Origin of the sequence: Burkholderia pyrrocinia, from assembly GCF_001028665.1 — a bacterium.
GTDB lineage: Bacteria > Pseudomonadota > Gammaproteobacteria > Burkholderiales > Burkholderiaceae > Burkholderia > Burkholderia pyrrocinia.
The window spans coordinates 3,403,971-3,429,005 of sequence record NZ_CP011503.1 but is presented as its reverse complement, the minus strand read 5'-3'; the positions used below and the strand labels follow the sequence as shown (position 1 = coordinate 3,429,005).

The following is a 25,035-nucleotide window of genomic DNA, read 5'->3' as shown; positions in this document are numbered from 1 at the left end:
CGAAGTGATCAGACATATTGTCATGTGGAAGTTGAAGGAATCGGCGGAAGGCGCGACGCGCGCGCAGAACGCGCTGAAACTGAAGGAAAAGCTCGAAGGCTGCCGCGACCTCGTGCCGGGCATCCTGCAGATCGACGTCGGCGTGGCGACGCCCGGCCTCGATGCGACCTCCGACATCGTGCTCGTGTCCGATTTCACGGACAAGGCCGCGCTCGACGCGTACCAGGTGCACCCGGTTCACCAGGAAGTGAAGAAATTCGTCGTCGCGGTGGCCGAATCGCGCGAGTGCGTCGACTACATCGTCGACAGCGCACGATGAGCGACGCGGCATCCCCGACGGACGGCCCGTCGATCGAAAGCCCGTTCGTCGACCTGCTCGGCGTGCAGCTCGTGTCCGCGAAGGACGGCGCGAGCGAGATCGTGTTGCCGCTCGAAGAGCGGCACATGAACACGTGGAGCATCGCGCACGGCGGCGTGACAATGACGCTCGCGGACATCGCGCTCGCGATGGCGGCGCGCAGCCTGACCGACGACGGCGTCGGCGTCGTCACGGTCGAGATGAAGGTGAACTTCATGCAGCCGGGTCGCGGCGAGTTGCGCGCGTACGGGCGCGTGATGCATCGCTCGACGACGATGGCCTACTGCGAAGGCGAAGTGCGCGACAGCGACGGCAACTTCGTCGCGAAGGCGCTCGGTACGTTCAAGTACATGCGGCGGCTCGCGGTGGGCCGCGACATCAAGCGGCAACGCTCGCGCACGGCGCCGGACGCGCAGCCCGGCCCGAGCGACGCGTAAGCGCCCGGACGCACGGCCCTGCCTCTTCACAGGCAGGGCCGTTTTGTTTGGCGGCGCGGGATTGCGTGCCGGATGCGCGTCACAGGACACCGAGGGGCCGGGATTTCGACACGCAGCCGCGCGTAGCGCTGGCCGGACGCGGGCGTGGCATCATGTGACGCTTGTCCGTTCACGGCGCCGCGCAGGCGTCGTTCTCACCGATGCCGCTGAATCCGAAGATCGCCCAGGTGCTCGACATGATCGAGCGCGCGAAACGTCCGTCCTATCACCACCAGACGCCGCAGCAGGCGCGCGCCGCGTACGAGAAGAGCGCGCCGATCCTCGACGTCGCGCCGGCGCCGATGCATTCGGTCGAGGAATGCGTCGTGCCGACGCGCGACGGGCGCACGATCGGCGCGCGGCTGTACCTGCCGGTCGAGCCGAGCCTCGCGGAGCCGTTGCCCGCGCTCGTCTACTACCACGGCGGCGGCTTCACGGTCGGCAGCGTCGACACGCACGATGCGCTGTGCCGGATGTTCGCGCACGATGCGCAATGCGCGGTGCTGTCGGTCGGCTACCGGCTCGCGCCCGAACACAGGTTTCCGACCGCGGTGAACGACGCCGACGACGCGTTGCGCTGGCTGCATCGCGAGGCTGCCGCGTTCGGCATCGACGCCGCGCGGCTGGCGGTCGGCGGCGACAGCGCGGGCGGCACGCTCGCGACCGTCTGCGCGGTGCTCGCGCGCGACGCAGGCATTCGCCTGACGCTTCAAATGCTGATCTATCCGGGCGTGTCGGGTTACCAGGACACCGAATCGCACGCACGGCTCGCGAACGGCTACCTGCTGCCGCAGGACACGATCCAGTGGTTCTTCACGCAATACGTGCGCGATCCGGCGGACCGCGACGACTGGCGCTTCGCGCCGCTCGACGGCACGCGCGACGCGCCGTCGTTCGCCGGCGTCGCGCCGGCATGGATCGCGACGGCCGAATACGATCCGCTGAGCGACGAGGGCGCCGCGTACGCGGACAAGCTGCGCGCGGCCGGCAATGCGGTTACGCTGGTCTGTTATCCGGGGATGATCCATGAATTCTTCAAGATGGGCGGCTACGTGCCCGAGGTGCGGGCCGCGCATGCCGATGCCGTCGCGGCGCTGAAGGCCGCATTCGACGACGTTTGACGGCGTGCGCGCCGCATGGAGGGCTGCGATGACGGACGGCGTGGTGGAAACGGGCGACTGGACGGTACTGGGCGGCGACGCTGCGCGGATTCGCGACGCGGTATTCGTGCGCGAGCAGCAGATTCCGCCGGAATGGGAACTCGACGACGACGATCCGCTATCGCTCCATGCGGTCGCGTACCGGATCGACGCGGCGACGGGAATACGCCGCGCGGTCGCGACGGGGAGGCTGCTGCCGTCCGGCACGATCGGCCGCGTCGCCGTGCTGGCCGACGCGCGCGGGCAGGGCGTCGGGACGGCCGTGCTGAACGCGCTGCTCGATGGCGCGCGGCGCCGCGGCGAAACCGTCGTGCGGCTCTACGCGCAGGATTCGGCGGTGTCGTTCTATGTGCGGCACGGCTTCGCGGCGGTCGGCGAACCGTTCGTCGAAGCCGGCGTGCCGCACGTCGAGATGACGCGCGCGCCGTAGCGCGGGGAATGCGTGTTCAGCGCGGTCGCGTTGCGTCGAGGTCGAACGTGAACGCGCGCTCGAACGCGCCCGGGCGGACGGTACGGTGCGAACCGTCGTCGTCGCAGCGCTCCTTGATCTCGACCGTCAGCCACACGCCTTCCTTCATCGTGACGCGCAGCGCAGTCGTGCCGCGCGTGCCGTACTCGGGCGTCTCGATGAACGCGGCCGACAGCGCGCGCTCGCGCTCGATCGGAATGCCGGTGTGCGGCAGCGCGTCGTCGTCCGCGACATGCGGGTCGCGCATCAGATCGATCAGTTCGTCGAGCGACGGGGTCGGATTGTCGGTGAGCAGCGTGCCGAGCTCCGCGCGCTTGCGCACCACTTTCGGCCAGGGCGTATCGAGCCGCGCATTCGACAACGCGTGCACGCCGGGCGCGATCGCGACGGGCGCGGCGACGGCGCTCTCGCCCTCGGGCGCACGGTTGCAGAACCACGCGAGTTCGCGCCGCTTCCAGTCGCCGACGAGCAGGTTGAAGCCGTTGTACACGGCCGCATGCTCGGCAAGCTGCCCGAGATAGTCGAGCGGCGCGACGGACGGGCCGCGGAGGAAATCGGACACGAGCTTGCCGCGGGTCGGCGCGCCGGCGCGGATGTCGAACGGTGCGCGGTAGTTGGTCAGCGCAGCGAAGCGGCCGTCGCGCGATACGCCGAGCCACGTGCCGCCCGCTTCGAGATCGCGGCCGGCCAGCACGCCCGGTACATCCTCCCACCAGGTGAGCGGCGCGCTCGTGCGGCGAAAGAACTCGTCGCGGTTGGCGGTCAGGGTAAAGACGGGACCGGCGGCGGCATCAGGCTGCCAGTCGAAGGCAATCAGACACATCGGGCGAATCTCTCGCAGGAAACATCGGGCGCCGGCTGCGACTCGCGAGCCGGCGCGCGAACGGGTTGTCAGTGCGTCACGCTTCCGTCGGCCATGCGTACGGGAGCGCGTCGAACGCGAGCGCCGGGCCGTCGGCCGAACCGAGGTGCACGGTGCCGTTGTCGAGCGCGGCGAGCTTGATCTCGACGAGCGCGTCGACGCCGCCCGCGGGCGCGGCCGCCGCGTTGACGATCATCCCGCACGGCTGGCCGGGATCGTCGCTGTGGAACAGCTCGACGCCGGCATGCACGGTATCGGTCTCGCCGGCGACGTGCGCGAGCGCGGTGCGGCGCTTGATCGTGCCGCGGTACTGGCTGCGCGCGACGACTTCCTGGCCCGGGTAACACCCCTTGCGGAAGTTAACGGCGCCGATCACGTCGAAGTTGACCATCTGCGGCACGAACTGTTCGACGGCCGGCTGCGTGATGCGCGGCTCGCCCGCGCGAACGTCGAGCCAGTCCCACACGGCCGGCGACACGACCGGCAGCGTGCCGGCGAGCGCGGCGAGGCGTGCATCGACTTCCGCGCGCGGGCCGATCCACAGATAGCGCTTGCGGCCGGCCGCATCGGGCACGCGGATCAGCGTGCCGGCCGGGCCGTCGACCTTCACGTGCACGCCGTCAGGCAGTGCATCGAAGATGCCCGACAGCGCGTCGCGCACGTCGCCCGCGAAGCCGACCACGGCGAGCGCGTCGCTCGCATCGGTGAGCTTCGCCTTCGAGCGCAGCACGAACATCGACAGCCGCTTCTGCACGGCGGGCTGCACGTCCATCGACACCAGCAGGCGCACGCCGTGGCCGGCACGCCACGCGAGGAACGACCCGAGGAGGCGCCCCTTCGGCGAGCAATAGCCGGACAGCCGCGCGCTCGCGGCATCGAGATGCTCGATGTCGTTGGTCAGCTGGCTGTGCAGGAACGTCGCGGCGTCGTCGCCGGCTACGTCGATCACGCCGAACTGCGGCAGCGGCATGCAGGCGCCCGGCGCGTCGAAATCGGCGGCGGACGGGCGGGGGAATACGGGGAGCGAGGCGGGGGCGGCCTGGGCAGCCGGTGAAGCGAACGGTGTGCTCATGGAATGAGGGAACAGTCAACCCTGACTTTGACGGAGGCGAACAAGTATTATATGGGTCTTACCTGAGTCACGTTTCCATGTCCCTACTGAAGAAATGCGCCGCGACGATCGTGGCGCTGGCCGTCGTTGTGGCCGCTGCCGGCGCGGGCGGCGGATATTACTGGGCAACCCGGCCGCTGCTGCTGGGTTCGGCATCGCTCGACGTCACGATCAAGCCGCGCAGCACCGTGAAGAGCGTCGCGCTGCAGCTCAAGCGCGGCGGCGTGCCGGTCGAGCCGCTCGGTTTCGTCGCGATGACGCGCGTGCTCGGGCTGTCGAGCCGGCTCAAGTCCGGCAACTACGAATTCAAGACGGGCATCACGCCGTATGAAGTCCTGCAGAAGATCGCGCGCGGCGACGTTAACGAGTACGTCGCGACGGTCATCGAAGGCTGGACCTTCAAGCGGATGCGCGCGGAACTCGACGGGAATCCCGATCTCGCACACACGACGGCCGCCATGAGCGACGCCGAGCTGCTGCGCGCGATCGGCGCGTCGGACAGCGCCGTACAGCGCGGCAGCGGCGAGGGGCTGTTCTTCCCCGACACCTACCTGTTCGACAAGGGCACGAGCGACCTGAACATCTACCGGCGCGCGTACCATCTGATGCAGACGCGCCTCGACGAGGCCTGGGCCGCGCGCGTGCCGGGGCTGCCGTACAAGTCGCCTTACGAAGCGCTGACGATCGCGTCGATCGTCGAGAAGGAAACGGGCCACGCGGCTGACCGCGCGTTCGTTGCTGCCGTGTTCGCGAACCGGTTGCGCATCGGGATGCCGCTGCAGACCGATCCGTCGGTAATCTACGGGCTCGGCGACGCGTACGACGGCCGCCTGCGCAAGCGCGACCTGCAGGCCGACACTCCTTACAATACCTACACACGACGCGGCCTGCCGCCGACGCCGATCGCGTTGCCGGGAATCGCCGCGCTGCAGGCGGCGATCAATCCGGCACCGACGAGCGCGCTCTATTTCGTCGCGAAGGGCGACGGCACGAGCGTGTTCTCGGACACGCTCGGCGACCACAACAAGGCCGTGGACAAGTACATACGAGGTCAATAATGGCGAGCGGTAAATTCATCACGTTCGAAGGCATCGACGGGGCGGGGAAGACCACCCACCTGCAATGGTTCTGCGAACGCCTCCAGGGCAAGCTGGCCGCGGCCGGCCGGCAGGTCGTCGTCACCCGCGAGCCGGGCGGCACGCAGCTCGGCGAGAAACTGCGCGAGATCCTGCTGAACCAGCCGATGGATCTCGAGACGGAAGCGCTGCTGATGTTCGCCGCGCGCCGCGAGCATCTCGCGCTCGTGATCGAGCCGGCGCTCGCGCGCGGCGACTGGGTCGTGTCCGATCGCTTCACCGACGCGACGTTCGCGTACCAGGGCGGCGGCCGCGGGCTGCCGCGCGACAAGCTCGAGACGCTCGAGCGCTGGGTGCAGGGCGGTTTCCAGCCCGACCTCACGGTGCTGTTCGACGTCGCGCCGCAGGTCGCGAGCGAGCGCCGCGGCGCCGCGCGGATGCCCGACAAGTTCGAGAGCGAGTCCGACGCGTTTTTCGCGCGCACGCGCGGCGAATACCTGCGGCGTGCGGAAGAGGCGCCGCACCGCTTCGCGATCGTCGACGCGACGCAGTCGATCCCCGAGATTCGCCAGCAGCTCGAACGCGTGCTCGCCGCGCTGTAACCCGCAAGGAACGCACCACATGATCTATCCGTGGCAGACCGACGACTGGAACCGCCTGCAGCAATTGCGCGCGCAATGGCCGCATGCGTTGCTGCTGCACGGCCAGGCCGGGATCGGCAAGCTGCAGTTCGCGCAGCATCTCGCGCAGGGCTTCCTGTGCGAATCGCCGCAGCCGAACGGCGAGCCGTGCGGCACCTGCGCGGCCTGCACCTGGTTCTCGCAGGGCAACCACCCGGACTACCGGATCGTGCTGCCCGAGGCGCTGGCCGGCGAAGCACCGGGCGCCGCAGACGACGCGAAGCCGGCCGACGCGGACGAAGGCGGCAAGAAGACGCGCGCGCCGAGCAAGGAAATCAAGATCGAGCAGGTGCGCGCGCTGCTCGACTTCTGCGGGGTCGGTTCGCACCGCGGCGGCGCGCGCGTCGTCGTGCTGTATCCGGCCGAGGCGCTCAACGTCGCCGCGTCGAACGCGCTGCTGAAAACGCTGGAGGAACCGCCGTCCGGCGTCGTGTTCCTGCTCGTGTCGGCGCGCATCGACCGCCTGTTGCCGACGATCATCAGCCGCTGCCGGCAGTGGCCGATGACCGTGCCGGCGCCCGACGCGGCCGCGGCGTGGCTCGCGGCGCAGGGCGTCGATCATGCGCCTGCGCTGCTCGCCGAAGTCGGCGGCGCGCCGCTCGCCGCGCTGGCGCTCGCGAGCGACGAGAACCGCCCGCTGCGCGACTACACGCTCGGGCAGCTCGCGGCCGGTGCGGCGTGCGACCCGTTCGCATGCGGCGAGACGCTGCAGAAGCTGCCGGTGCCGCTGGTGCTGGGCTGGCTGCAGCGCTGGCTGTACGATCTGCTCGCGCAGCGGATGGCGGGCACGCCGCGCTACTTCCCGATGCACGCGGCGGCGCTCGCGCGCTGCGCGGAGTCGGTCGACGCGAACGCGTTCGCGCGCTTCATGAAAGCCGTGACGCGGCAGCGGACGGTCGAGAACCATCCGCTGAACGCGCGGCTCGTATTCGAGGAATTGTTTCTCGGGTATCGGGAAATGTTCGCGTGATCCGGCATTGTTTCTTATGGGTTGAGAAACGATGACCGGTTCGCGCAGCGACGCGACCGTGGCCGGCCGGCCCGCGAACGCCGCCCGTTGCCGCCCGCCGGCGAGCGCATGAGCGCCCGCCTTACGTATTCAGGAACCACGATGTTCGTCGACTCTCACTGCCACATCAATTTCAAGGGCCTGGCCGACCGCCTGCCGGCCGTTCTCGAGAACATGCGCGAGCACGACGTCACGCACGCACTGTGCGTGTCCGTCGATTTCGAGACGCTGCCCGAGGTCCTTGCGATCGCGGACGCGTACGACAACGTCTACGCGTCGGTCGGCGTGCATCCGGATCACGAGGACGCACGCGAGCCGACGCTCGCGGAACTCGTCGAGCTGGCCGCGCACCCGAAGGTCGTCGCGATCGGCGAAACGGGCCTCGACTACTACCGTCTCGAAGGCCGCTCGATCGCAGACATGGAATGGCAGCGCGAACGCTTTCGCACGCACATCCGCGCGGCGACCGCGACGATGAAGCCGCTGATCGTCCACACGCGGTCGTCGTCGGAGGACACGCTGCGGATCATGGCCGAGGAGCGCGCGGACGTGCCGGGCGGCGTGATGCACTGCTTCACCGAGCCGTGGCCCGTCGCCGAGCAGGCGCTCGCGCAGAACTTCCATATCTCGCTGTCAGGCATCGTCACGTTCAAGAGCGCGACCGACGTGCAGGACGTCGCGCGGCGCGTGCCGCTCGACCGGCTGCTGATCGAGACCGACTCGCCGTACCTCGCGCCGGTGCCGTATCGCGGCAAGCCGAATGAACCTGCGTACGTCAGCCATGTCGGACGCTTTATCGCATCCGAGCGCGGGATCGCCGTCGAGGCGCTCGCCGATGCGACGACGCAGAACTTTTTCCGGCTGTTCAAGATCGCCCGCTAACGACGCGCGCGCAGCCGACAACCCAGGGAAGGAGCCCACAACAATGACGAAGCCGACCAACCATCTGACCAAACGCGCACTCGTCGCCGCCGCGCTGGTCGCGAGCGGCCTGTTCGCCGCCGCCGGCGCGCATGCCGAGTCGCTCGACGCGATCGTCAAGGCCGTCAAGTTCGACGACATCGCCGACATCGGCAAGCAGCTCAAGAACGGCCTCGATCCGAACACGCTCGCGCCGAACGGCGACCCGCTGCTCGTGATCGCCGCGCGCGAGAAATCCGACAAGGTCGCGGCAGCGATCGCCACGACGCCGAACGTCGACCTCGAGAAGGAAGACAAGGCCGGCGAGAACGCGCTGATGCTCGCGTCGCTGAACGGCGACGTCGACCTCGTCAAGCTGCTGATCGACAAGGGCGCGGAAGTCAGCAAGAAGGGCTGGGCGCCGCTGCACTACGCGGCGACCAACGGCCAGGACGCGGTCGTCAAGGTGCTGCTCGACCACGACGCGTATATCGACACTGCGTCGCCGAACGGCACGACGCCGCTGATGATGGCCGCGCGCGGCAACCATGCGTCGACGGTCACGCTGCTGCTCGACCAGGGTGCCGATCCGCAGGTGAAGAACCAGCTCGGCATCACCGCGCTCGAGTTCGCGAAGCACTACAAGGCGCCGGACGCGACCGACATCCTGAGCAAGCGGACGGTGCGCGTCGGTGCATCGGCGCCGGCAGATGCGCAAAAGAGTGCAAAATGACGGTTTTCGGTGCGGCGGCCGGTGCGCGCCCGGCCGGTTTCCGGCCGGCACGGTGCGCCCCGGCGCTGCGCCGGCCAAGGCAGCAGGCGGCCTCGGGCCGCATTGACATAAGGAGCACCATGTTGCGCGCAATGTTTTGTGCCGCGGCGTTTGCCGTGCCGTTGTCGGCGGCGGCTTTCACGGGCGCGGATCTCGACCGGCTGTGCGCGAAGACGGACGTCAAGTCGCGGGCGTCGTGCGCGGCCTACATCGAAGGCGCCGCCGACGGCGTCTACAACACCATCGACGCGATCGGCGGCACCACGGGGCCGCGTGTCGGCCAGTATTTCTGCCTGCCGCCCGACATCCGGGCGCAGCAGATGACCGATGCGGTGCGCAAGTACATCGCGGAAAATCCGAAGCTGGCCGACTACAACGCGAGCACCGCGGTGTCGCTCGGTCTCGGCAAGGCGTTTCCCTGCAGGGGCGGCAACTGACCTGACGCCGTATCCGGGCGCGTGCATTGCCCGGATGTCGCCGACGCATCCAGGACGAGGCGTGCGCGCCTCATAACCGAAGCATCCCGGGCGCCGATGATTTCAATCGAGGAACTGCAGCGCATTGCCGATGCGCCGCTGCATTCGTGGCTCGGCACGCTGGCCGTGTCGGTCATCGTCGTCCTGGTCGTTTCGATCGTGCACCGTCTCGGCGCCCGCATCGTCAAGCGCGTCGCGCAGCCGTATCCGCTGATGAGCGCGATCCTGCGCTACATCGACAAGTCGTCGCTCGTCGTGCTCGCGCTGCTGGCGCTCGAATTCCTGTGGGTCCAGGCCGACGACGGCATGTCGTTCGTGCGCGGCATGCGCACTGCGGCGGCGGTCGGCTCCATCGTGTCGCTCACGTGGCTGCTGGTGCGGCTCGCGGCCGGCGTCGGCGACGCGATCATCCAGGCGCATCCGATGGATACGGCCGACAACCTCCAGGCGCGGCGCATCCATACGCAGGCCAGGGTGCTCGTGCGGACCGTGATGGTGCTGATCGTGATCATCGGCACCGGCGCCGCGCTGATGACGTTCCCGAATGTGCGCCAGGTGGGTGCGAGCCTGCTGGCGTCGGCCGGCGTCGCGGGCCTGGTCGCCGGCATCGCCGCGCGGCCGGTGCTCGGCAACCTGATTGCCGGGCTGCAGATCGCGCTCACGCAGCCGATCCGGCTCGACGACGTGGTCGTGATCCAGGGCGAGTGGGGGCGCATCGAGGAAATCACCGGTTCGTTCGTGTCGGTGCGGCTGTGGGACCAGCGGCGCCTCGTCGTGCCGCTGCAGTGGATCATCGAGAACCCGTTCACGAACTGGACGCGCAGCAGCTCGGAGATCATCGGCACGGTCTACCTGTCGGTCGACTATCGCACGCCGCTCGCGCCGCTGCGCGAGGAGCTCGCGCGGCTCGTCCATGCGGCGCCCGAGTGGGACGGCCGCGTGCAGGTGCTGCAGGTGACCGACGCGACGGAGCGTGCAATGCAGTTGCGCGCGCTCGTCAGCGCGGCCGATTCGTCGTCGTGCTGGGATCTGCGCTGCCGCGTGCGCGAAGGGCTGATCGCGTACCTGCAGGATCGCTATCCGCAATGCCTGCCGCGCAGCCGGATGGAGCTGTATCCGCACGATTCCGCGCCGGACGCGCCGAATCCCGAACGGCCGCACGCACGGCCGCCTGCCGCCAGCACGGCGGCCAACACCGCAGCCGATCCGCAGGCCAACGAACGCCGCTGAACGCGGCCCGGTGCCTGCCCGCCATCCATCGCCATGTCCGGACTGAACACGCTCGCCATCGCCAATTACCGCTCGCTGCGCGAGCTGATCGTGCCGCTCGCGGCGCTCAACGTCGTCACGGGGCCGAACGGCAGCGGCAAGTCGAGCGTGTACCGCGCGCTGCGGCTGCTCGCCGATACCGCGCAGGGTCGCGTAATCCCGTCGCTCGCGCGCGAGGGCGGGTTGCCGTCGACGCTGTGGGCCGGCCCCGAGCGCTTTTCGCGGGCGATGCTGAACGGCGACGAGCCGGTGACGGGCACGGTGCGCAGGGAGCCGGTGAGCCTGAAGCTCGGCTTCGCGTGCGACGATTTCGGCTATGCAATCGATCTCGGCCTGCCGGTGAAGAACGACGCGTCGATGTTCCGGCTCGATCCGGTGGTCAAGCGCGAGTGCATCTGGGGCGGCGCGCTGCCGCGCCCGTCGACGCTGCTGGTCGACCGGCAGGGTGCGCAGATCCGCGCGCGCACCGCGTCGGGCGACTGGCGGACGATTCCGCAGCCGGTCGCGAGCTTCGACAGCATGATGACCGAGTTCGCCGACCCGACCGGCGCGCCCGAGATGATCGCGGTGCGCGAGCGGATCCGCTCGTGGCGCTTCTACGACCATTTCCGGACCGATGCGCAGGCGCCGGCACGGCAGTCGCATATCGGCACCCATACGCCGGTGCTGGCGGACGACGGCGCGGACCTGGCCGCCGCGCTGCAGACGATCCGAGAAATCGGCGACGGTGCGGCACTCGATGCGGCGATCGACGACGCGTTTCCCGGCGCATCGGTCGAGATCGACAATCCGGGCGGCCGGGGCCGCTTCGACATGCTGATGCGCCAGCCGGGGCTGCTGCGGCCGCTCGCGGCAGCCGAGCTGTCCGACGGCACGCTGCGCTACCTGCTGCTCGCGGCCGCGCTGCTGACGCCGCGGCCCGCCGGCGCTGATGGTGCTGAACGAACCGGAGACGAGCCTGCATCCCGATCTGCTGCCGGCGCTCGGCCGCCTGATCGCGCAGGCCGCGCAGCGCTCGCAGGTGCTGGTCGTGTCGCATGCGGCGCGGCTCATCGCGACGCTCGAGCGCGAGGCCGGCTGCGAATCGCTGGTGCTCGACAAGCAGCTCGGCGCGACCGCGCTCGTCGATGCCGACACGCGCGACCTGCCGGCATGGAAGTGGCCGTCGCGCTGACGGGCACGGCGGCGTGCGCTCGGCCGCGCTCGTCGCCCAAGGGCCCGAACCGGCCCGGCTGTACCCGGCGCGGCGCGATCGGGCCCGACGGGCCGAATGTATCCGGTCTGTAACAACGCCCATAAAATGAAAGACGGGCGGTTCCGCGCATCGGGATCGCGAATAATAATGAGATATCCGGCTGGCGCCATGCCGGCCGGCGCTGCATGGGAGCGTGGCGGACGCGCAAACGCCCGCCGGCCGTGCGGCAACGGACAGGACACAGGAGACGTGGACCATGAGAATTGCCCAGATCGCCCCGCTGACCGAATCGGTGCCGCCGAAGCTGTACGGCGGCACGGAGCGCGTCGTGTCCTACATCACCGAGGCGCTCGTCGAGCTCGGCCACGATGTGACGCTGTTTGCCAGCGGCGACTCGACGACACGGGCGAAGCTCGAGCCCGTCTGGCCGCGCGCGCTGCGGCTCGACACGTCGATCCGCGACCGCATCGCCCCGCACATGCTGCTGATGGAGACGGTCGCGCGCCGCGCGAAGGACTTCGACGTGCTCCATTTCCACATGGACTACTACTCGTTCTCGGTCTTCAACCGGCAGGAAACCCCTTACGTGACGACGCTGCACGGCCGGCTCGACCTGCCCGAGCAGCAGCCGGTGTTCGACACGTTCAACACGGCGCCGGTGATCTCGATTTCGAACTCGCAGCGCCAGCCGCTGCCGCAGGCGAAATGGCTGACGACCGTCTACCACGGGCTGCCCGATACGCTGTACATGCCGCAACCCGTCGAGCCGCGCTATCTCGCGTTCCTCGGCCGCATCTCGCCGGAGAAGCGCGTCGACACCGCGATCAACATCGCCCGCCAGTGCGGGCTGCCGATCCGGATCGCCGCGAAGATCGATGCGGCCGACCAGGAATACTTCGACCGCGAGATCAAGCCGCTCTTCGCGTTGCCGCACGTCGAATACATCGGCGAGATCGCCGATCACCAGAAGGCCGAATTCCTGTCCGGCGCGCATGCGCTGCTGTTCCCGATCGACTGGCCGGAGCCGTTCGGCCTCGTGATGATCGAGGCGATGTCGTGCGGCACGCCGGTCATCGCGTTCAATCGCGGCGCAGTGCCCGAAGTGGTGGACGAGGGTGTATCGGGTTTCATCGTCGAGGACGAAATCAGCGCGGTGGCTGCCGTGAACCGGCTGCACCTGCTGCCGCGTGCACGCGTGCGGCAGCGCTTCGAGGAGCGCTTCACGTCGCGCCGGATGGCGCAGCAGTACGTCGACGTCTACCAGTCGGTGATCCGCGCGCAGAAGCGCTCGCGCTTCAAGGTGATCGATTCGACGACCTGACGCGGGACGCGGGCGGATAAAAAAACGGCGATGCCCGCAAGGACATCGCCGTTTGCGCATGGCCCGCGCGCGTTGCGCACGGGCGGTGCATGAGCGTCAGATCTTGAGTTTCGTGACCTTCGTGCCGTTGATCGACACGTCGCCCATCAGGCCCGCGTTCGTCAGCACGACGACCTGGACCGGCGCGGTGGCCGTGGTCGTGTCGACCGCGCCGTTCGCGCCCATCTTCACGAGCGCGACCGACGCGCCAGCGCCGGCTGCCCAGCCGTCCGAGCCGCGGAATTCGTCGAGCGCTTCCTGCGTCATGAACAGGAACACGATCGCCTTCGATTGCGCACCGGCCTGCAGGCCGACCGACAGCGACGACGTGTTGTAGTAGCCGACCGTCGCGCCGCCGACGCGCAGCGCGCCGTTGCCGGACTGGCCGCCGACGATGAAGCCGGCCTGGAGCACGTCCGGGAACACCAGCACGCCGCGCGACTTCGCGACGAGTTCACGCGAACCCTTGACCGTGGAATACAGGCGCGACAGCGTCCCATCGACACTCGCGTCGATCGCCTGGCGCTTCGACGCGTTGGTCGCGGCGTTGTCCGGCTTGTCCGGGGTGGTGGTGCAACCGGTAAGCGCGAGGCTACCGACGATGAGCGCCGCGGCGGCTTTCAGCACAAGATTCCGTTTTTGCATCGTTCTTCTCCATCGGATGACGTTCGGAGTGAGTCTCGCTCAAGGAGCGGATCACGTCGGCAGTTATATCACAGTGGATTACAACCCCTTTTCGTTCGCGCATGAAAGAGCGTCAAATCGCGTTGGGGGTGTCGCGGCACGCCAACGGACGGGCCCGCGCCCGTGCGCCGACGCGCCCCGCGCCGGGGCGGCGTGCGGACAACTCGACGTAAACGGGATGGCGACGGCACTTGCGGGGCGCGTCAGTGCGTGACCGGCGGGACGGGCGGCTTGATCGGCGGGCGGCGCAGCGCGCGGCGGATCAGCGCGATCACGACGCCGCAGGCGAACAGGAACGCGGCCGGTACGACCCAGTAGCCGACGAACGCATGCCACAGATAACCCGCAAGCGTATTGCGGCGCACCACGTATTCGTCGCGGGCCGCCTGCTGGCGCGGCGCGTTGGCGGCGAGCACGTCGGCCGGGCAGCCGGCCGCGCGCGCCTCGTCAGAATCCCCATGGCACTTCGCGGCGGCGCCGGCGGCCTGCTGCGCGTCGGTGAGCTGCCAGGTGGTCAGCGCGAGCTGCAGGTCCGCCTTGTTGTAGGCCATTTCCTCGCGGATCTCGCGCACGGCGACGATCGCGACGGGCACGGCCCAGAACACGATCACGATCAGCCAGCGGCGGAACCAGCGGTGTTGTCTCCATGCCATCCATGCCTCCGTTTGACGCGCGTGCGCGTCCGTCTCGAGGGCGGCCCGATGGCGCTTCTTGTACTTTCTTGTACTTGAGTGGGCCGCGTTGCAGCCATCATAGAAGAAAACGCGGCGAATTGCCGCACCATGTGGCAGTGCCGGTGCGGTGGGCCCGGAAAGCGGGGTGGGCGGAGGCGGGCGGTCGAACGACGGCGGCGGAACGCGCGCGGCAGGTCGAGGTGCGCGACACGTGCGGCAGGCGCTTCAGGCGCGTACGCGTCGATGCGCATGCAACGAAAACAAAAATGCCGCGCCCGCCGAAGCGGTGCGCGGCATTCGATACGGGAGCGCCGGAGCTCAGGCGGCCGGCTGGCTGCTCAGGCAGCTCTTCATGAACGCCTTGCGGTCGTCGCCCTTCTTGCCGGTGGCCTGCGTGTTGCAGGCCTTCATCTTTTCCTGCTGCGACATCGCCTTCGCGGGCTTCGCCGACAGGCAGTCCTTCATGAACGCCTTGCGTTCGTCGCCCGTCTTGCCTGCTGCCTGGGTGTTACAGGCCTTCATCTTGTCCTGCTGGCTGTTCGCCGCGAACGCGGGGGAAGCCAGCATGCCGCCGAGAAGCACTGCGGCTACGAGCGATTGGATTTTCATTTCGACACTCCCATGGGGTGAATTGCGTGTTATTGACGCCGTCACGAAGCGCGTCGCGATGACGATAGGGTCGCATCGCGCCGCCCGCTCCGATTATGGCAAATCAATGTGAAAACACCAGAACGGCACTTTCTATAACGTTGCGGGCGCCACGGCCGTTGACGACGCGCGCGACCGGGCGATCAGGACAAACCATGACATACGGCGGCCGGCGTCGGCCGTGCCGCCGGAACCTGCCGGATCCCGGCCGCGAGCCATTACAATCGCGGCCATGAATACTCAGAATCCCGCATCCCCTTCGTCCGCGGCGGCCCTGCCGCGCATCGCCGTGCTCGCCACCGGCGGCACGATCGCCGGTGCCGCGCCCGACGCGGCCAGCACGGCCGGTTACCAGGCCGGCGCGCTCGGCGTCAATTTCCTGGTCGACGCGGTGCCGGCGCTCGCGTCGGTCGCGCGCATCGACGCCGAGCAGATCGCCAGCATCGACAGCAAGGATCTCGCGCTGCCGTTGTGGAACACGCTTGCCGCGCGGATCGACGCGCTGATGGCCGATCCGGCGGTCGACGGCATCGTGATCACACATGGCACCGACACGCTCGAGGAAACCGCGTATGCGTTGCATCTGGTCGTGAAGGGCGACAAGCCGGTCGTGCTGACGGCCGCGATGCGGCCGGCGACCGCGCTGTCGTCCGATGGCCCGCTGAACCTGCTGAACGCGGTGACGGTGGCCGCGCATCCGGCCGCGCGCGGGCAGGGCGTGCTGGTCGCGTTCAACAACCGGATCCACGGCGCGCGCGACGTCGTGAAGACGAGCACCTATGCGGTCGACGCATTCCAGTCGCCGGAACTCGGCGCACTCGGCTGGGTGCAGGACGGCCGCGTCGAATTCGCGCGCCGCGTCACGCGCTCGCGCGATGCGCAACTGGCGATCGCCGGTGCGTGGCCGCCGGTCGAAGTCGTCACGAGCTACGCGGGCGTGACGCGCACGGCCGTCGATGCGCTGGTGGCGGCCGGCGTGCGCGGGCTCGTCGTGGCCGGCACCGGCAACGGGTCGATCCATGCGACGCTGCAGGCGGCGCTTGCCGATGCCGTGCAGGCGGGTGTCGCCGTGATCCGCGCGTCGCGCGTCGGCTCGGGGCATGTGATGCGCAACGGCGCCGCGAGCGACGATGCGCTCGGTTTCGTCAGCGCGGGCTCGCTGAATCCGTTCAAGGCGCGCGTGCTGCTGATGCTCGCGCTGGCGAACGGCATCCTGGCGCGCGACGAACTGCAGCGCCTGTTCGATACGTTCTGACCGATGTCCGCCCGCCGCTCCGGCGGCGCGGCGGCGCCAAAGAAAAAGGCAGGCCAGATGGCCTGCCTTTTCCGTTTTTCAATCCTGCGCGGATGCTCAGGACTGCGGCGGAATCACGAGCTTCTGGCCCGGGTAGATCTTGTCCGGGCTCGACAGCATCGGCTTGTTCGCCTCGAAGATCGCCGGGTACTTGTTCGCGTCGCCATACACTTCCTTGGCGATCGCCGACAGCGTGTCGCCCGGCTTCACGTCGTGGTACTGCACTTCCGGATCGTCCGGCTGCAGATCGTCGTCGTTGACGCCCGCGACGCCTTGCACGTTGCCGGCCGCGACCTTGACCTTGGCCTTCGTGTCGAGATCGGCGACGCTGCCCGACAGCGTGACGGTGCGCGATGCGCCGTCGAACGCGACCGTCAGGTTCGACGTGTCGAGACCCTGCGTGCTGATGTAGTTCTTGATCGCATCGGCCGCGGTCTGGTTCGCGGCATTCGGATCTTCCGCCGCTTGCGCGTCGGCATGACCCAGCAGTTTTTCACCCGCCTCTTTGATAAACGAAAGAAGACCCATCGCTGCACTCCTTAGGTGGTTGAAAAGAAAACGCGCCGTGAAGTGGCGAAAAAAACATCGCGCTGGGCGCATTCACCGGAGTGAACGCAAGCGCGGCGGTTTTCTCGAAAGGCGTGGCGAAAGTGTAGGCGCTCAGCGCGACGATTGCATGAAAAATCGCATGCTCGAACGTAAAGAAATGTAATACGCGAAATCCGACAGGCGGACACCCGACGACGACGTCTGACCGACCAAGGCTTCCCCGGCGCCGCCGGGTGCCGCTGCGGACCCCACCACGCCGCTCTCAGCCCAGAGCGGCGTTTTTCGCCCCGTCCCGCACGCCGTTGGCGATGCGGAGCGGGGCGCCCCACCGTGATGCGCGAGTGCGTCGCGCATCGATGCGACCGGCCCTGGCCGAATCGCGCGTGTTCTTCGCGCGCGTCCGCCATTGCAGCGGAACCGCGCGTTGTTGCGTCCGCGTTACGCGGCCGGCGTCTGGCCGATCTCGAAGTTCGACATGATCTCGAGCGCGCGCACGAGTGCCGAGTGATCCCATGCCTTGCCGCCGTGCGATGCGCACACGCTGAACAGTTGCTGCGCGCTCGCGGTGTGCGGCAGCGCGAGGCCGAGCTTGCGTGCGCCGTCGAGCGCGAGGTTCAGGTCCTTCTGGTGCAGCTCGATGCGGAAGCCCGGATCGAACGTGCGCTTCGTCATCCGCGCGCCGTGCACTTCGAGGATGCGCGACGCGGCGAAGCCGCCCATCAGCGCCTGGCGAACGCGCTCCGGATCGGCGCCCGAGCGTGCGGCGAACAGCAAGGCTTCGCCGACGGCTTCGATGTTCAGCGCGACGATGATCTGGTTCGCGACCTTGCAGGTCTGGCCCGCGCCGTTGTCGCCGACGAGCGTGATGTTCTTGCCCATCTTCTCGAACAGCGGCCTGGCGCGCTCGAAGGCCGCTTCCGGGCCGCCGACCATGATCGTCAGCGTCGCTTCGCGTGCGCCGACTTCGCCGCCGGACACCGGTGCGTCGAGGTAGTCGCAGCCGAGCGCGTTGATCTGCTTCGCGAATTCCTGCGTGTCGAGCGGCGAGATCGAGCTCATGTCGATCACGAGCTTGCCGGCCGTCAGGCCCTTCGCGACGCCGTCGTCGGCGAACAGCACGTTACGCACGTCGGGCGTGTCCGGCACCATCACGACGATGACGTCCGCTTTTTGTGCGACTTCGGTCGAGTTTGCGACGACCTTCGCGCTCGCACGCAGGTCGTCCGGGATCGGGAACGCGCCGTTCACGACGAGCTGATGATCGCCCTTGAGCAGGTTGCGCGCCATGTGCGCGCCCATGATGCCGAGGCCGATGAAACCGATGGTTGCCATGTGAAAGTCTCCTATAGGGGCGAAAACGGGAAGGGCGGATCTCAGGCGGCGCGGCGCGCCGAGCCCGGTGCGCAGCCGGCGACGCCTTGTAACCAGCCGAGCCCTTCCGTCGTGGTGGTGCGGGGCTTGTATTCGCAGCCGACGTAGCCGTCGTAGCCGAGCCGGTCGAGCAGTGCGAACAGGAACGCGTAATTGATCTCGCCCGTGCCCGGCTCGTTGCGGCCCGGGTTGTCCGCGAGCTGGACGTGGCCGATCGACGCGAGGTTGCGTTCGATCGTCGCGGCCAGTTCGCCTTCCATGCGTTGCATGTGATAGATGTCGTACTGCAGGAACAGGTTGTCCGAGCCGACCGCGCGGATCACGTCGAGCCCTTCCGACGAACGGTTCAGCGCGAAGCCCGGGATGTCGAAGCTGTTGCACGGCTCGACGAGCAGGCGGATGCCTTCGCGCTTCAGCGCGTCGGCCGCGAAGCGCAGGTTGTCGACGATCGTGACGAACGTCTTGTCGCGTGCCGTGCTGGCCGACGGGATGCCGACGAGGCAGTTCAGTTGCGGCACCTTCAGTGCCTTCGCGTACTCGATCGCACGGCCGACACCTTCCTGGAACTCGCCGACGCGATCGGGCAGGCACGCGATGCCGCGCTCGCCCTGGTCCCAGTTGCCGGCGGGCAGGTTGTGCAGCACGAGGCACAGGCGGTGCGTATCGAGCCGCTCGGCGAGTTCCTCTTTCGAATACGGATACGGGAACAGGAACTCGACGGCGTCGAAGCCCGCGTCCGCGGCCGCGTTGAAGCGGTCGAGGAACGGCACTTCGTTGAACAGCATGGTCAGGTTTGCAGCAAACTTCGGCATGAGCTAAGCCTCTTCGGTCGGTCAGTCAAAAATGTCCTGCGGATCAGTCGAGCATCGAGATGGCGGTCGGCGCGTGCTCGGCCTTTTCGGCGAGATCCTCGAATTCGTTGATCGCGTCGATTTCGGTGCCCATCGAGATGTTCGTCACACGCTCGAGGATCACTTCGACCACCACCGGCACGCTGAACTCTTCCGCGAGCGTCTGCGCCTGGCGCAGCGCCGGCTCGATCTCTTCCGGCTTGAACACGCGCAGCGCCTTGCAGCCGAGGCCTTCGGCAACGGCCACGTGGTCGACGCCATAGCCGTTCAGTTCCGGAGCGTTCACGTTGTCGAACGCGAGCTGCACGCAGTAGTCGATGTCGAACGCACGCTGCGCCTGGCGGATCAGCCCGAGGTACGAGTTGTTCACGACGACGTGCACGTACGGCAGCTTGAATTGCGCGCCGGCCGCCAGTTCCTCGATCATGAACTGGAAGTCGTAGTCGCCGGACAGCGCGACGATCGGGCGGCTCGGATCGGCCGCACGCACGCCGAGTGCGGCGGGGATCGTCCAGCCGAGCGGGCCGGCCTGGCCGCAGTTGATCCAGTTGCGTGCCTTGAACACGTGCAGGAACTGCGCGGCGGCGATCTGCGACAGGCCGATCGTGCTGACGTAGCACGTATCGCGGCCGAACACTTTGTTCATCTCTTCGTACACGCGCTGCGGCTTGACCGGCACGTTGTCGAAGTGCGTCTTGCGCTGCAGCGTGCGCTTGCGCTCCTGGCATTCCGCGACCCATGCGCTGCGGTCCTTCAGCTTGCCGGCGGCCTTCCATTCCTGCGCGACCGCGACGAACAGTTCCAGCGCGGCCTTGGCGTCCGACACGATGCCGAGATCCGGACCGAACACGCGGCCGATCTGCGTCGGCTCGATGTCGACGTGCACGAACTTGCGGCCCTTCGTGTAGACCTCGACGCTGCCCGTGTGGCGGTTCGCCCAGCGGTTGCCGATGCCGAGCACGAAGTCGGACGCGAGCATCGTCGCGTTGCCGTAGCGGTGCGACGTCTGCAGGCCGACCATGCCGGCCATCAGCGGGTGGTCGTCCGGAATCGCGCCCCACGACATCAGCGTCGGGATCACCGGCACGCCGATCGTTTCGGCGAACTGGACGAGCAGGTCTTCGGCCGCTGCGTTGAGCACGCCGCCGCCCGACACGATCAGCGGCTTGTCCGCGTCGTTGAGCATCGCGAGCGCCTTCTCGATCTGCGCGCGGGTGGCCGCGGGCTTGTAGATCGGCAGCGGTTCATACGTGTCGATGTCGAACTCGATTTCGGCGAGCTGCACGTCGATCGGCAGGTCGACCAGCACCGGGCCCGGACGGCCCGAGCGCATCAGGTGGAATGCCTGCTGGAACACGCGCGGCACGAGCGCCGGCTCGCGCACCGTGACGGCCCACTTGGTGACCGGCTTCGCGATCGACTCGATGTCGACGGCCTGGAAGTCTTCCTTGTACAGGCGCGCACGCGGTGCCTGGCCCGTGATCGCGAGGATCGGAATCGAGTCGGCCGATGCGGAGTAGAGACCGGTGATCATGTCGGTGCCGGCGGGGCCCGACGTGCCGATGCACACGCCGATGTTGCCCGGGGCGGCACGCGTGAAGCCTTCGGCCATGTGCGACGCGCCCTCGACGTGGCGAGCCAGCACGTGGCTGATGCCACCCGACTTGCGCATGGCGGAGTAGAACGGGTTGATGGCTGCACCCGGCACGCCGAACGCGGTCTGGATGCCTTCCTTCTCGAGCACGAGCACTGCTGCGTCGACGGCTCTCATCTTGGCCATGAATGTCTCCTTGAATGTGGCGGATCGTGCGAATGGGTCTGTTGGGAACACTTTAGGGATGCAGGAAAGGTTTGATAAGATCAGCCGGAGTCGCTTATTTCGAAACTAAAAGTATGGAATGACGGCCGGACGGGGCTTCCCGCCGATGCCGGAACAGAGACGGAGACGGGAGATGGATCGCTTCAAGCAGATCGAGACGTTCGTGCGGGTTGCCGATGCCGGCAGCCTCGCGGCGGCGGCGCTCGAGGAGGGCGTGTCGCCGGTGGTGCTGGGGCGGCGCATCGACGCGCTCGAGAAGCGCCTCGGCGTGAAGCTGATGTACCGCTCGACGCGGCGGCTGGTGGTCAGCGAGGAGGGCGCCGCGTTCCTCGAACGCTGCCGCGGGCTGCTGTCCGAATGGGACCAGGCCGAGAACGAGCTGGCCGCCGGGCGGCGTGCGGTCAGCGGGCACCTGATCGTGTCCGCGCCGGCCGCGTTCGGGCGCAAGCACGTCGCGCCGCACGCGCCCGGCTTTCTGGCCGACAAGCCCGAGATGCAGCTGTCGTTCAACCTGACCGACCGAGTCGTCGATCTCGTGCGCGAAGGCTACGACCTGTCGATCCGGATCGGCGGCGCCGTCGATCCGAACTTCGTCGCGGTGAAGCTCGCGTCGAACCGGCGCGTCGTGTGCGGCACGCCCGACTATTTCCGCCGGCACGGCCGGCCGAAGTCGCTCGACGACCTGCTGAAGCACAACTGCCTGGCGTTCAACCTGCAGGGCGGGCAGAACCGCGGCTGGTATTTCCAGCGCCATGGCAAGATCGCGACGATGCGCGTCGCGGGCAATCTCGACTGCAACGACGGCGAGTTGCTGCACCGATGGGTGGCCGAAGGCCTCGGGCTCGGCTGGCGCTCGACGTGGGAAATCGCCGCGCAGCTCGAAACGGGCGAGCTCGAGACCGTGCTCGACGAGTACGCGCTGCCCGACTACGACATCCTCGCGGTCTACCCGCAACAGCGCTACGTGCCGGCGCGTGTGCGTTATTTCATCGACTACCTGCGCGCCGCGTACGCGCGCCCCGGCTACTGGAGCACCACGCCGTAACGGCGACGGGCGGCCCGGCCGCAGGGCCGTCCGGCGTTTTTTTACGCTTCATGTGCGTTGCGCGGGAATAAACTCGACGCAACGACGGTAAGGTCATCAAGCGAGCACGTTGCCGGTCTGTCCGGGCACGGTGCGCGGAACGGGCGCGGTTTCGGCCGCCGGGACCAGGGAGGCCACGTGGGGCAAGCCGGACAGGCGGTCGATGAGCGGGCAGCGGACGACGCGATAGCGCGCGGCGAGCGGTTTCGTACGCTCGTGCTGCCGCATCTCGACGCCGCGTACAACCTCGCGCGCTGGCTGAGCGGCAGCGCCAGCGATGCGGACGACGTCGTCCAGGACGCGTGCATGCGCGCGCTGCGCTTCGTCGATTCGTGCCGCGGCGACAACGCGCGGCCGTGGCTGCTGACGATCGTGCGCCACACCTGGTACACCGAGTGGCGGCGCCGTACGCACGAGCACGAGGTCGCGCTGCCCGACACGCTCGACGACGCCGACGTTCCCGACGACTGGCAGCCGGCGACCGAGGATCCGCTCGCGCAGCTGTTGCGCGGCGAGAACGTGCGGCTCGTGAATGCGGCGCTCGCAAAGCTGCCGCCCGAGTACCGCGAGGTGCTCGTGCTGCGCGAGATGGAGGACCTGAGCTACCGCGAGATCGCGGCGATCGCGGACGTGCCGGTCGGCACGGTGATGTCGCGGCTTGCACGCGGCCGTCGCAGGCTCGCCGTGCTGCTGGGCGGCGAGCCCGCGCCGGCGGCCAAAGGCCGGCCGGGCCGTACGCCGGCGGGCGGAACCGCATCGGAGGCTATCGATGGACTGTAACGAAGCGCGAGCGTTGCTGGACGCGGACGTCGACCGCGAGCTGTCGGCGCCCGATGCGTTGCGGGTCCAGCAGCATGTCGAAGGGTGCGAAGCGTGCCGCCGCGATCGTGCGCGGATCGTCACGCTGGTGCAGGCCGTGCGGCAGGCCGACTATCACCGGGCGCCGGATGCGCTGCGGGCGAGCATCCTCGCGAGCCTGCCGGCAGCGGGGGGCGGGCGGGCCCGAGGGCAAGCCCGGGCGGAACCCGAGCCCGAGCCGCGATCGCAGCCGCGGCCGCGCGGCCGTCGCTGGTTCTCCTGGCTGGGCGGCGGCGTATCGGCACGCCCGGCGCCGGCCAGCCCGGGGCCGCGCGTCGCCGCGCTGCCCGGGCTCGGCTGGGGCGTCGCGCTGCTGGTGGCGCTTGCCGCGGCGGCCGGGATGGCGCTGTCCGCGCGCCACGCCGACACCGACCGCACGGTCGACGAACTTGTCTCGAGCCACGTGCGGGCCGACCTGTCGGCGCGCGACATCGACGTGATCTCGACCGACCGGCACACGGTCAAGCCGTGGTTCAACGGCCGGCTCGACTATGCGCCGCCGGTCGAGGATCTCGCGGCGAGCGGCTTCGCGCTGGTCGGCGGCCGGCTCGACTATGTCGGGCGGCGCCGCGTCGCGGTGCTCGTCTACCGTTACCGGCAGCACGTGATCGACGTCTACGTGCGGCCGGCAGGCGAAGGGCCGGCGGCCCCGTATGCGACCGTGTCGCAGGGCTATTCGCTCGACCGCTGGGACGCGGCCGGGATGACGTGGTGGGCCGTGACCGATGCCGAGCCGTCGGCGCTCGCGGCGTTCAGGACGGCGCTCGACGCGCGGCTCGCCGGCACGCGCAGCGAGTGACGGCGCGCCGGGCCGGGGGCCCGGTGCGCTTGTGTTCCGGCCCCGACAGCAAAAAAGCCGAAGTGCGGCCGAATATGCATACCCGGACCTTCAAGTCGTTGAAAACACGGCTGAATCCGGCCGCGAATCGTCGATTGGCCTTGCATGCGCCCCGTATGCGGGTTAGAATCTTTGGCTTCTCACTTGCCACACCGGTTCAGACGCCCGGGTGGCTTTAATCCACAAGGAGTGTGTAATGCGTCATTACGAAATCGTATTCATCGTGCACCCCGATCAGAGCGAGCAAGTGCCCGCGATGATCGAGCGTTACAAGTCCACGATCACGTCGCACGGCGGTCAGATCCACCGTGTCGAAGACTGGGGCCGTCGCCAACTGGCCTACATGATCGAGAAACTCGCGAAGGCTCACTACGTCTGCATGAACATCGAGTGCGACCAGACGACGCTCGACGAACTCGAACACGCGTTCAAGTTCAACGACGCCGTGCTGCGCCACCTCATCGTCAAGATGAAGAAGGCCGAAACCGGCCCGTCGCCGATGATGAAGGAAGTTCAGCGCGAAGAAGCCAAGAAGGCGGCTGCAGCTCAGCCGACCGAAGCGCAGGCTTAAGTTCGTCATTCATTAAGCCATCAAGGAGCGCGCCACTCACGTGAACAGGTTGCAATTGACGGCGAGCGTCGTCGAACGCGCACCGGTGCGATATACGCCGGCAGGTGTTCCGATCGCAAGCGCCACGTTGCACCACCGCACGGAAGTCGTCGAAGCAGGCATTCCCCGTCAGGTCGAAATGACGATCGAGGCGGTGGCGGCCGGTGAGGCGAGCGGCAGGCTGGAAAGCCGTGAAATGGGCGTCGAAACGCTGTTCACGGGCTTCCTGGCAAAGAAAAGCCGCAACGCGAGAACCTTGGTGTTTCACATCACAGCATTGCAGGACATTGGAAAGGACTGAAATCATGCCCCGCCCGACTGGTAAGAAATTCGACAAGCGTCGTCAGCAACAAAACCCGCTCTTCAAGCGCAAGAAGTTCTGCCGTTTCACGGCTGCCGGCGTCGAGCAGATCGACTACAAGGACACGGAAACGCTGAAGGACTTCATCGGCGAAAACGGCAAGATCACGCCGGCTCGTCTGACGGGTACGAAGGCGCACTATCAGCGTCAGCTGGACACGGCAATCAAGCGCGCGCGTTTCCTCGCGCTGATGCCGTACACCGATCAGCACAAGGCGTAAT

At 68.1% G+C, this 25,035-nt stretch carries 28 protein-coding genes and 1 pseudogene; 20 read left to right on the top strand and 9 right to left on the bottom strand.

Annotated features, from left to right (window positions below; genetic code table 11):
* The first annotated feature begins 4 nt into the window (after positions 1-4).
* From ABD05_RS15645 to ABD05_RS15630, 4 genes are all read left to right on the top strand, one after another.
* The gene (locus tag ABD05_RS15645; RefSeq protein ID WP_047900905.1) at positions 5-319 is read left to right on the top strand and encodes a Dabb family protein; all 315 of its coding nucleotides are present in this window, start codon (positions 5-7) and stop codon (positions 317-319) included.
* On the top strand, positions 316-795 hold the full coding sequence (locus ABD05_RS15640) for a PaaI family thioesterase (protein WP_047900904.1): 480 nt from the start codon (positions 316-318) through the stop codon (positions 793-795). Before ABD05_RS15645 ends, ABD05_RS15640 begins: the two co-directional genes overlap by 4 nt.
* A 200-nt stretch (positions 796-995) precedes the next feature.
* Positions 996-1,955, top strand: a complete 960-nt coding sequence (locus tag ABD05_RS15635) for an alpha/beta hydrolase (RefSeq protein ID WP_047901248.1) — start codon at positions 996-998, stop codon at positions 1,953-1,955.
* A 28-nt stretch (positions 1,956-1,983) separates the two neighbouring features.
* Entirely contained in the window at positions 1,984-2,424 is a 441-nt protein-coding gene (locus ABD05_RS15630; protein ID WP_047900903.1) for a GNAT family N-acetyltransferase, read from the top strand.
* Between the two features lie 16 nt (positions 2,425-2,440).
* Here ABD05_RS15630 and ABD05_RS15625 read toward each other — a convergent pair whose 3' ends face one another.
* Positions 2,441-3,286: an NRDE family protein gene (locus tag ABD05_RS15625; protein ID WP_047900902.1), complete on the bottom strand. Its 846-nt coding sequence runs from the start codon at positions 3,284-3,286 to the stop codon at positions 2,441-2,443.
* A 76-nt stretch (positions 3,287-3,362) separates the two neighbouring features.
* A complete protein-coding gene (ygfZ, locus tag ABD05_RS15620; RefSeq protein ID WP_047900901.1) occupies positions 3,363-4,397 on the bottom strand; it encodes a CAF17-like 4Fe-4S cluster assembly/insertion protein YgfZ in 1,035 nt (344 codons plus the stop codon).
* Positions 4,398-4,474: 77 nt separating this feature from the next.
* On the opposite strand from ygfZ, the gene mltG reads away from it, so the two are divergent.
* The 9 genes and pseudogenes from mltG to ABD05_RS15575 all read left to right on the top strand — a co-directional run bounded on the left by mltG (position 4,475) and on the right by ABD05_RS15575 (position 13,134).
* Positions 4,475-5,494, top strand: a complete 1,020-nt coding sequence (mltG, locus tag ABD05_RS15615; RefSeq protein ID WP_047900900.1) for an endolytic transglycosylase MltG — start codon at positions 4,475-4,477, stop codon at positions 5,492-5,494.
* On the top strand, positions 5,494-6,114 hold the full coding sequence (tmk, locus tag ABD05_RS15610) for a dTMP kinase (RefSeq protein WP_047900899.1): 621 nt from the start codon (positions 5,494-5,496) through the stop codon (positions 6,112-6,114). The genes mltG and tmk overlap by 1 nt, the downstream gene beginning before the upstream one ends.
* A 19-nt stretch (positions 6,115-6,133) precedes the next feature.
* A complete protein-coding gene (locus tag ABD05_RS15605; protein ID WP_047900898.1) occupies positions 6,134-7,162 on the top strand; it encodes a DNA polymerase III subunit delta' in 1,029 nt (342 codons plus the stop codon).
* A gap of 141 nt (positions 7,163-7,303) precedes the next feature.
* Complete coding sequence (locus ABD05_RS15600; protein WP_047900897.1) at positions 7,304-8,083, top strand: TatD family hydrolase; 780 nt, start codon at positions 7,304-7,306, stop codon at positions 8,081-8,083.
* 43 nt (positions 8,084-8,126) lie between these two features.
* On the top strand, positions 8,127-8,834 hold the full coding sequence (locus ABD05_RS15595) for an ankyrin repeat domain-containing protein (RefSeq protein WP_047900896.1): 708 nt from the start codon (positions 8,127-8,129) through the stop codon (positions 8,832-8,834).
* A 119-nt stretch (positions 8,835-8,953) separates the two neighbouring features.
* Positions 8,954-9,310 carry a Rap1a/Tai family immunity protein gene (locus ABD05_RS15590; RefSeq protein WP_011885036.1) on the top strand — a complete coding sequence of 119 codons (357 nt, stop codon included), beginning with the start codon at positions 8,954-8,956 and terminating at the stop codon, positions 9,308-9,310.
* A 96-nt stretch (positions 9,311-9,406) separates the two neighbouring features.
* On the top strand, positions 9,407-10,579 hold the full coding sequence (locus ABD05_RS15585; protein ID WP_047900895.1) for a mechanosensitive ion channel family protein: 1,173 nt from the start codon (positions 9,407-9,409) through the stop codon (positions 10,577-10,579).
* Between the two features lie 33 nt (positions 10,580-10,612).
* A pseudogene (locus tag ABD05_RS15580) lies at positions 10,613-11,792 on the top strand (AAA family ATPase).
* Between the two features lie 277 nt (positions 11,793-12,069).
* Positions 12,070-13,134 carry a glycosyltransferase family 4 protein gene (locus ABD05_RS15575; RefSeq protein ID WP_047900894.1) on the top strand — a complete coding sequence of 355 codons (1,065 nt, stop codon included), beginning with the start codon at positions 12,070-12,072 and terminating at the stop codon, positions 13,132-13,134.
* Positions 13,135-13,230: 96 nt separating this feature from the next.
* On the opposite strand, the gene ABD05_RS15570 is transcribed toward ABD05_RS15575, so the two are convergent.
* The 3 genes from ABD05_RS15570 to ABD05_RS15560 all read right to left on the bottom strand — a co-directional run bounded on the left by ABD05_RS15570 (position 13,231) and on the right by ABD05_RS15560 (position 15,140).
* The gene (locus ABD05_RS15570; protein ID WP_047900893.1) at positions 13,231-13,818 is read right to left on the bottom strand and encodes a BPSL1445 family SYLF domain-containing lipoprotein; all 588 of its coding nucleotides are present in this window, start codon (positions 13,816-13,818) and stop codon (positions 13,231-13,233) included.
* Between the two features lie 242 nt (positions 13,819-14,060).
* On the bottom strand, positions 14,061-14,510 hold the full coding sequence (locus tag ABD05_RS15565; RefSeq protein ID WP_047900892.1) for a membrane protein: 450 nt from the start codon (positions 14,508-14,510) through the stop codon (positions 14,061-14,063).
* A 339-nt stretch (positions 14,511-14,849) separates the two neighbouring features.
* Positions 14,850-15,140: a PsiF family protein gene (locus tag ABD05_RS15560; RefSeq protein ID WP_043188161.1), complete on the bottom strand. Its 291-nt coding sequence runs from the start codon at positions 15,138-15,140 to the stop codon at positions 14,850-14,852.
* Positions 15,141-15,411: 271 nt separating this feature from the next.
* Here ABD05_RS15560 and ABD05_RS15555 point away from each other — a divergent pair, with 271 nt between their 5' ends.
* Complete coding sequence (locus ABD05_RS15555) at positions 15,412-16,434, top strand: asparaginase (protein ID WP_047900891.1); 1,023 nt, start codon at positions 15,412-15,414, stop codon at positions 16,432-16,434.
* Between the two features lie 96 nt (positions 16,435-16,530).
* Here ABD05_RS15555 and lysM read toward each other — a convergent pair whose 3' ends face one another.
* From lysM to gcl, 4 genes are all read right to left on the bottom strand, one after another.
* The gene (gene lysM, locus ABD05_RS15550; RefSeq protein ID WP_047900890.1) at positions 16,531-17,001 is read right to left on the bottom strand and encodes a peptidoglycan-binding protein LysM; all 471 of its coding nucleotides are present in this window, start codon (positions 16,999-17,001) and stop codon (positions 16,531-16,533) included.
* 459 nt (positions 17,002-17,460) lie between these two features.
* Positions 17,461-18,354 carry a 2-hydroxy-3-oxopropionate reductase gene (locus tag ABD05_RS15545; RefSeq protein ID WP_047900889.1) on the bottom strand — a complete coding sequence of 298 codons (894 nt, stop codon included), beginning with the start codon at positions 18,352-18,354 and terminating at the stop codon, positions 17,461-17,463.
* Between the two features lie 41 nt (positions 18,355-18,395).
* Positions 18,396-19,205, bottom strand: coding sequence for a hydroxypyruvate isomerase (hyi, locus tag ABD05_RS15540; protein WP_047900888.1), 810 nt, complete (start codon positions 19,203-19,205; stop codon positions 18,396-18,398).
* Between the two features lie 43 nt (positions 19,206-19,248).
* Positions 19,249-21,024, bottom strand: coding sequence for a glyoxylate carboligase (gcl, locus tag ABD05_RS15535; protein WP_047900887.1), 1,776 nt, complete (start codon positions 21,022-21,024; stop codon positions 19,249-19,251).
* Positions 21,025-21,196: 172 nt separating this feature from the next.
* On the opposite strand from gcl, the gene ABD05_RS15530 reads away from it, so the two are divergent.
* The 6 genes from ABD05_RS15530 (at position 21,197) to rpsR (ending at position 25,034) form a co-directional block, all read left to right on the top strand.
* Positions 21,197-22,108, top strand: coding sequence for a LysR family transcriptional regulator (locus tag ABD05_RS15530; RefSeq protein WP_047900886.1), 912 nt, complete (start codon positions 21,197-21,199; stop codon positions 22,106-22,108).
* Between the two features lie 177 nt (positions 22,109-22,285).
* On the top strand, positions 22,286-22,927 hold the full coding sequence (locus tag ABD05_RS15525; protein WP_047900885.1) for an RNA polymerase sigma factor: 642 nt from the start codon (positions 22,286-22,288) through the stop codon (positions 22,925-22,927).
* Positions 22,917-23,804, top strand: a complete 888-nt coding sequence (locus tag ABD05_RS15520; RefSeq protein WP_047900884.1) for an anti-sigma factor family protein — start codon at positions 22,917-22,919, stop codon at positions 23,802-23,804. Before ABD05_RS15525 ends, ABD05_RS15520 begins: the two co-directional genes overlap by 11 nt.
* A 235-nt stretch (positions 23,805-24,039) precedes the next feature.
* On the top strand, positions 24,040-24,414 hold the full coding sequence (gene rpsF, locus ABD05_RS15515) for a 30S ribosomal protein S6 (RefSeq protein ID WP_004193673.1): 375 nt from the start codon (positions 24,040-24,042) through the stop codon (positions 24,412-24,414).
* 40 nt (positions 24,415-24,454) lie between these two features.
* Entirely contained in the window at positions 24,455-24,754 is a 300-nt protein-coding gene (priB, locus tag ABD05_RS15510) for a primosomal replication protein N (RefSeq protein ID WP_011657069.1), read from the top strand.
* A 4-nt stretch (positions 24,755-24,758) separates the two neighbouring features.
* Positions 24,759-25,034 carry a 30S ribosomal protein S18 gene (gene rpsR / locus ABD05_RS15505; RefSeq protein WP_047900883.1) on the top strand — a complete coding sequence of 92 codons (276 nt, stop codon included), beginning with the start codon at positions 24,759-24,761 and terminating at the stop codon, positions 25,032-25,034.
* The last annotated feature ends 1 nt before the right edge of the window (position 25,035 follow it).

Coding starts and splice junctions, on each gene's coding strand:
- ABD05_RS15640 (WP_047900904.1), top strand. CDS start 316: ATGAGCGACGCGGCATCCCCGACGGACGGCCCGTCGATCGAAAGCCCG.
- ABD05_RS15635 (WP_047901248.1), top strand. CDS start 996: ATGCCGCTGAATCCGAAGATCGCCCAGGTGCTCGACATGATCGAGCGC.
- ABD05_RS15630 (WP_047900903.1), top strand. CDS start 1,984: ATGACGGACGGCGTGGTGGAAACGGGCGACTGGACGGTACTGGGCGGC.
- ABD05_RS15625 (WP_047900902.1), bottom strand. CDS start 3,286: ATGTGTCTGATTGCCTTCGACTGGCAGCCTGATGCCGCCGCCGGTCCC.
- ygfZ (WP_047900901.1), bottom strand. CDS start 4,397: ATGAGCACACCGTTCGCTTCACCGGCTGCCCAGGCCGCCCCCGCCTCG.
- mltG (WP_047900900.1), top strand. CDS start 4,475: ATGTCCCTACTGAAGAAATGCGCCGCGACGATCGTGGCGCTGGCCGTC.
- tmk (WP_047900899.1), top strand. CDS start 5,494: ATGGCGAGCGGTAAATTCATCACGTTCGAAGGCATCGACGGGGCGGGG.
- ABD05_RS15605 (WP_047900898.1), top strand. CDS start 6,134: ATGATCTATCCGTGGCAGACCGACGACTGGAACCGCCTGCAGCAATTG.
- ABD05_RS15600 (WP_047900897.1), top strand. CDS start 7,304: ATGTTCGTCGACTCTCACTGCCACATCAATTTCAAGGGCCTGGCCGAC.
- ABD05_RS15595 (WP_047900896.1), top strand. CDS start 8,127: ATGACGAAGCCGACCAACCATCTGACCAAACGCGCACTCGTCGCCGCC.
- ABD05_RS15590 (WP_011885036.1), top strand. CDS start 8,954: ATGTTGCGCGCAATGTTTTGTGCCGCGGCGTTTGCCGTGCCGTTGTCG.
- ABD05_RS15585 (WP_047900895.1), top strand. CDS start 9,407: ATGATTTCAATCGAGGAACTGCAGCGCATTGCCGATGCGCCGCTGCAT.
- ABD05_RS15575 (WP_047900894.1), top strand. CDS start 12,070: ATGAGAATTGCCCAGATCGCCCCGCTGACCGAATCGGTGCCGCCGAAG.
- ABD05_RS15570 (WP_047900893.1), bottom strand. CDS start 13,818: ATGCAAAAACGGAATCTTGTGCTGAAAGCCGCCGCGGCGCTCATCGTC.
- ABD05_RS15565 (WP_047900892.1), bottom strand. CDS start 14,510: ATGGCATGGAGACAACACCGCTGGTTCCGCCGCTGGCTGATCGTGATC.
- ABD05_RS15560 (WP_043188161.1), bottom strand. CDS start 15,140: ATGAAAATCCAATCGCTCGTAGCCGCAGTGCTTCTCGGCGGCATGCTG.
- ABD05_RS15555 (WP_047900891.1), top strand. CDS start 15,412: ATGAATACTCAGAATCCCGCATCCCCTTCGTCCGCGGCGGCCCTGCCG.
- lysM (WP_047900890.1), bottom strand. CDS start 17,001: ATGGGTCTTCTTTCGTTTATCAAAGAGGCGGGTGAAAAACTGCTGGGT.
- ABD05_RS15545 (WP_047900889.1), bottom strand. CDS start 18,354: ATGGCAACCATCGGTTTCATCGGCCTCGGCATCATGGGCGCGCACATG.
- hyi (WP_047900888.1), bottom strand. CDS start 19,205: ATGCCGAAGTTTGCTGCAAACCTGACCATGCTGTTCAACGAAGTGCCG.
- gcl (WP_047900887.1), bottom strand. CDS start 21,024: ATGGCCAAGATGAGAGCCGTCGACGCAGCAGTGCTCGTGCTCGAGAAG.
- ABD05_RS15530 (WP_047900886.1), top strand. CDS start 21,197: ATGGATCGCTTCAAGCAGATCGAGACGTTCGTGCGGGTTGCCGATGCC.
- ABD05_RS15520 (WP_047900884.1), top strand. CDS start 22,917: ATGGACTGTAACGAAGCGCGAGCGTTGCTGGACGCGGACGTCGACCGC.
- rpsF (WP_004193673.1), top strand. CDS start 24,040: ATGCGTCATTACGAAATCGTATTCATCGTGCACCCCGATCAGAGCGAG.
- rpsR (WP_047900883.1), top strand. CDS start 24,759: ATGCCCCGCCCGACTGGTAAGAAATTCGACAAGCGTCGTCAGCAACAA.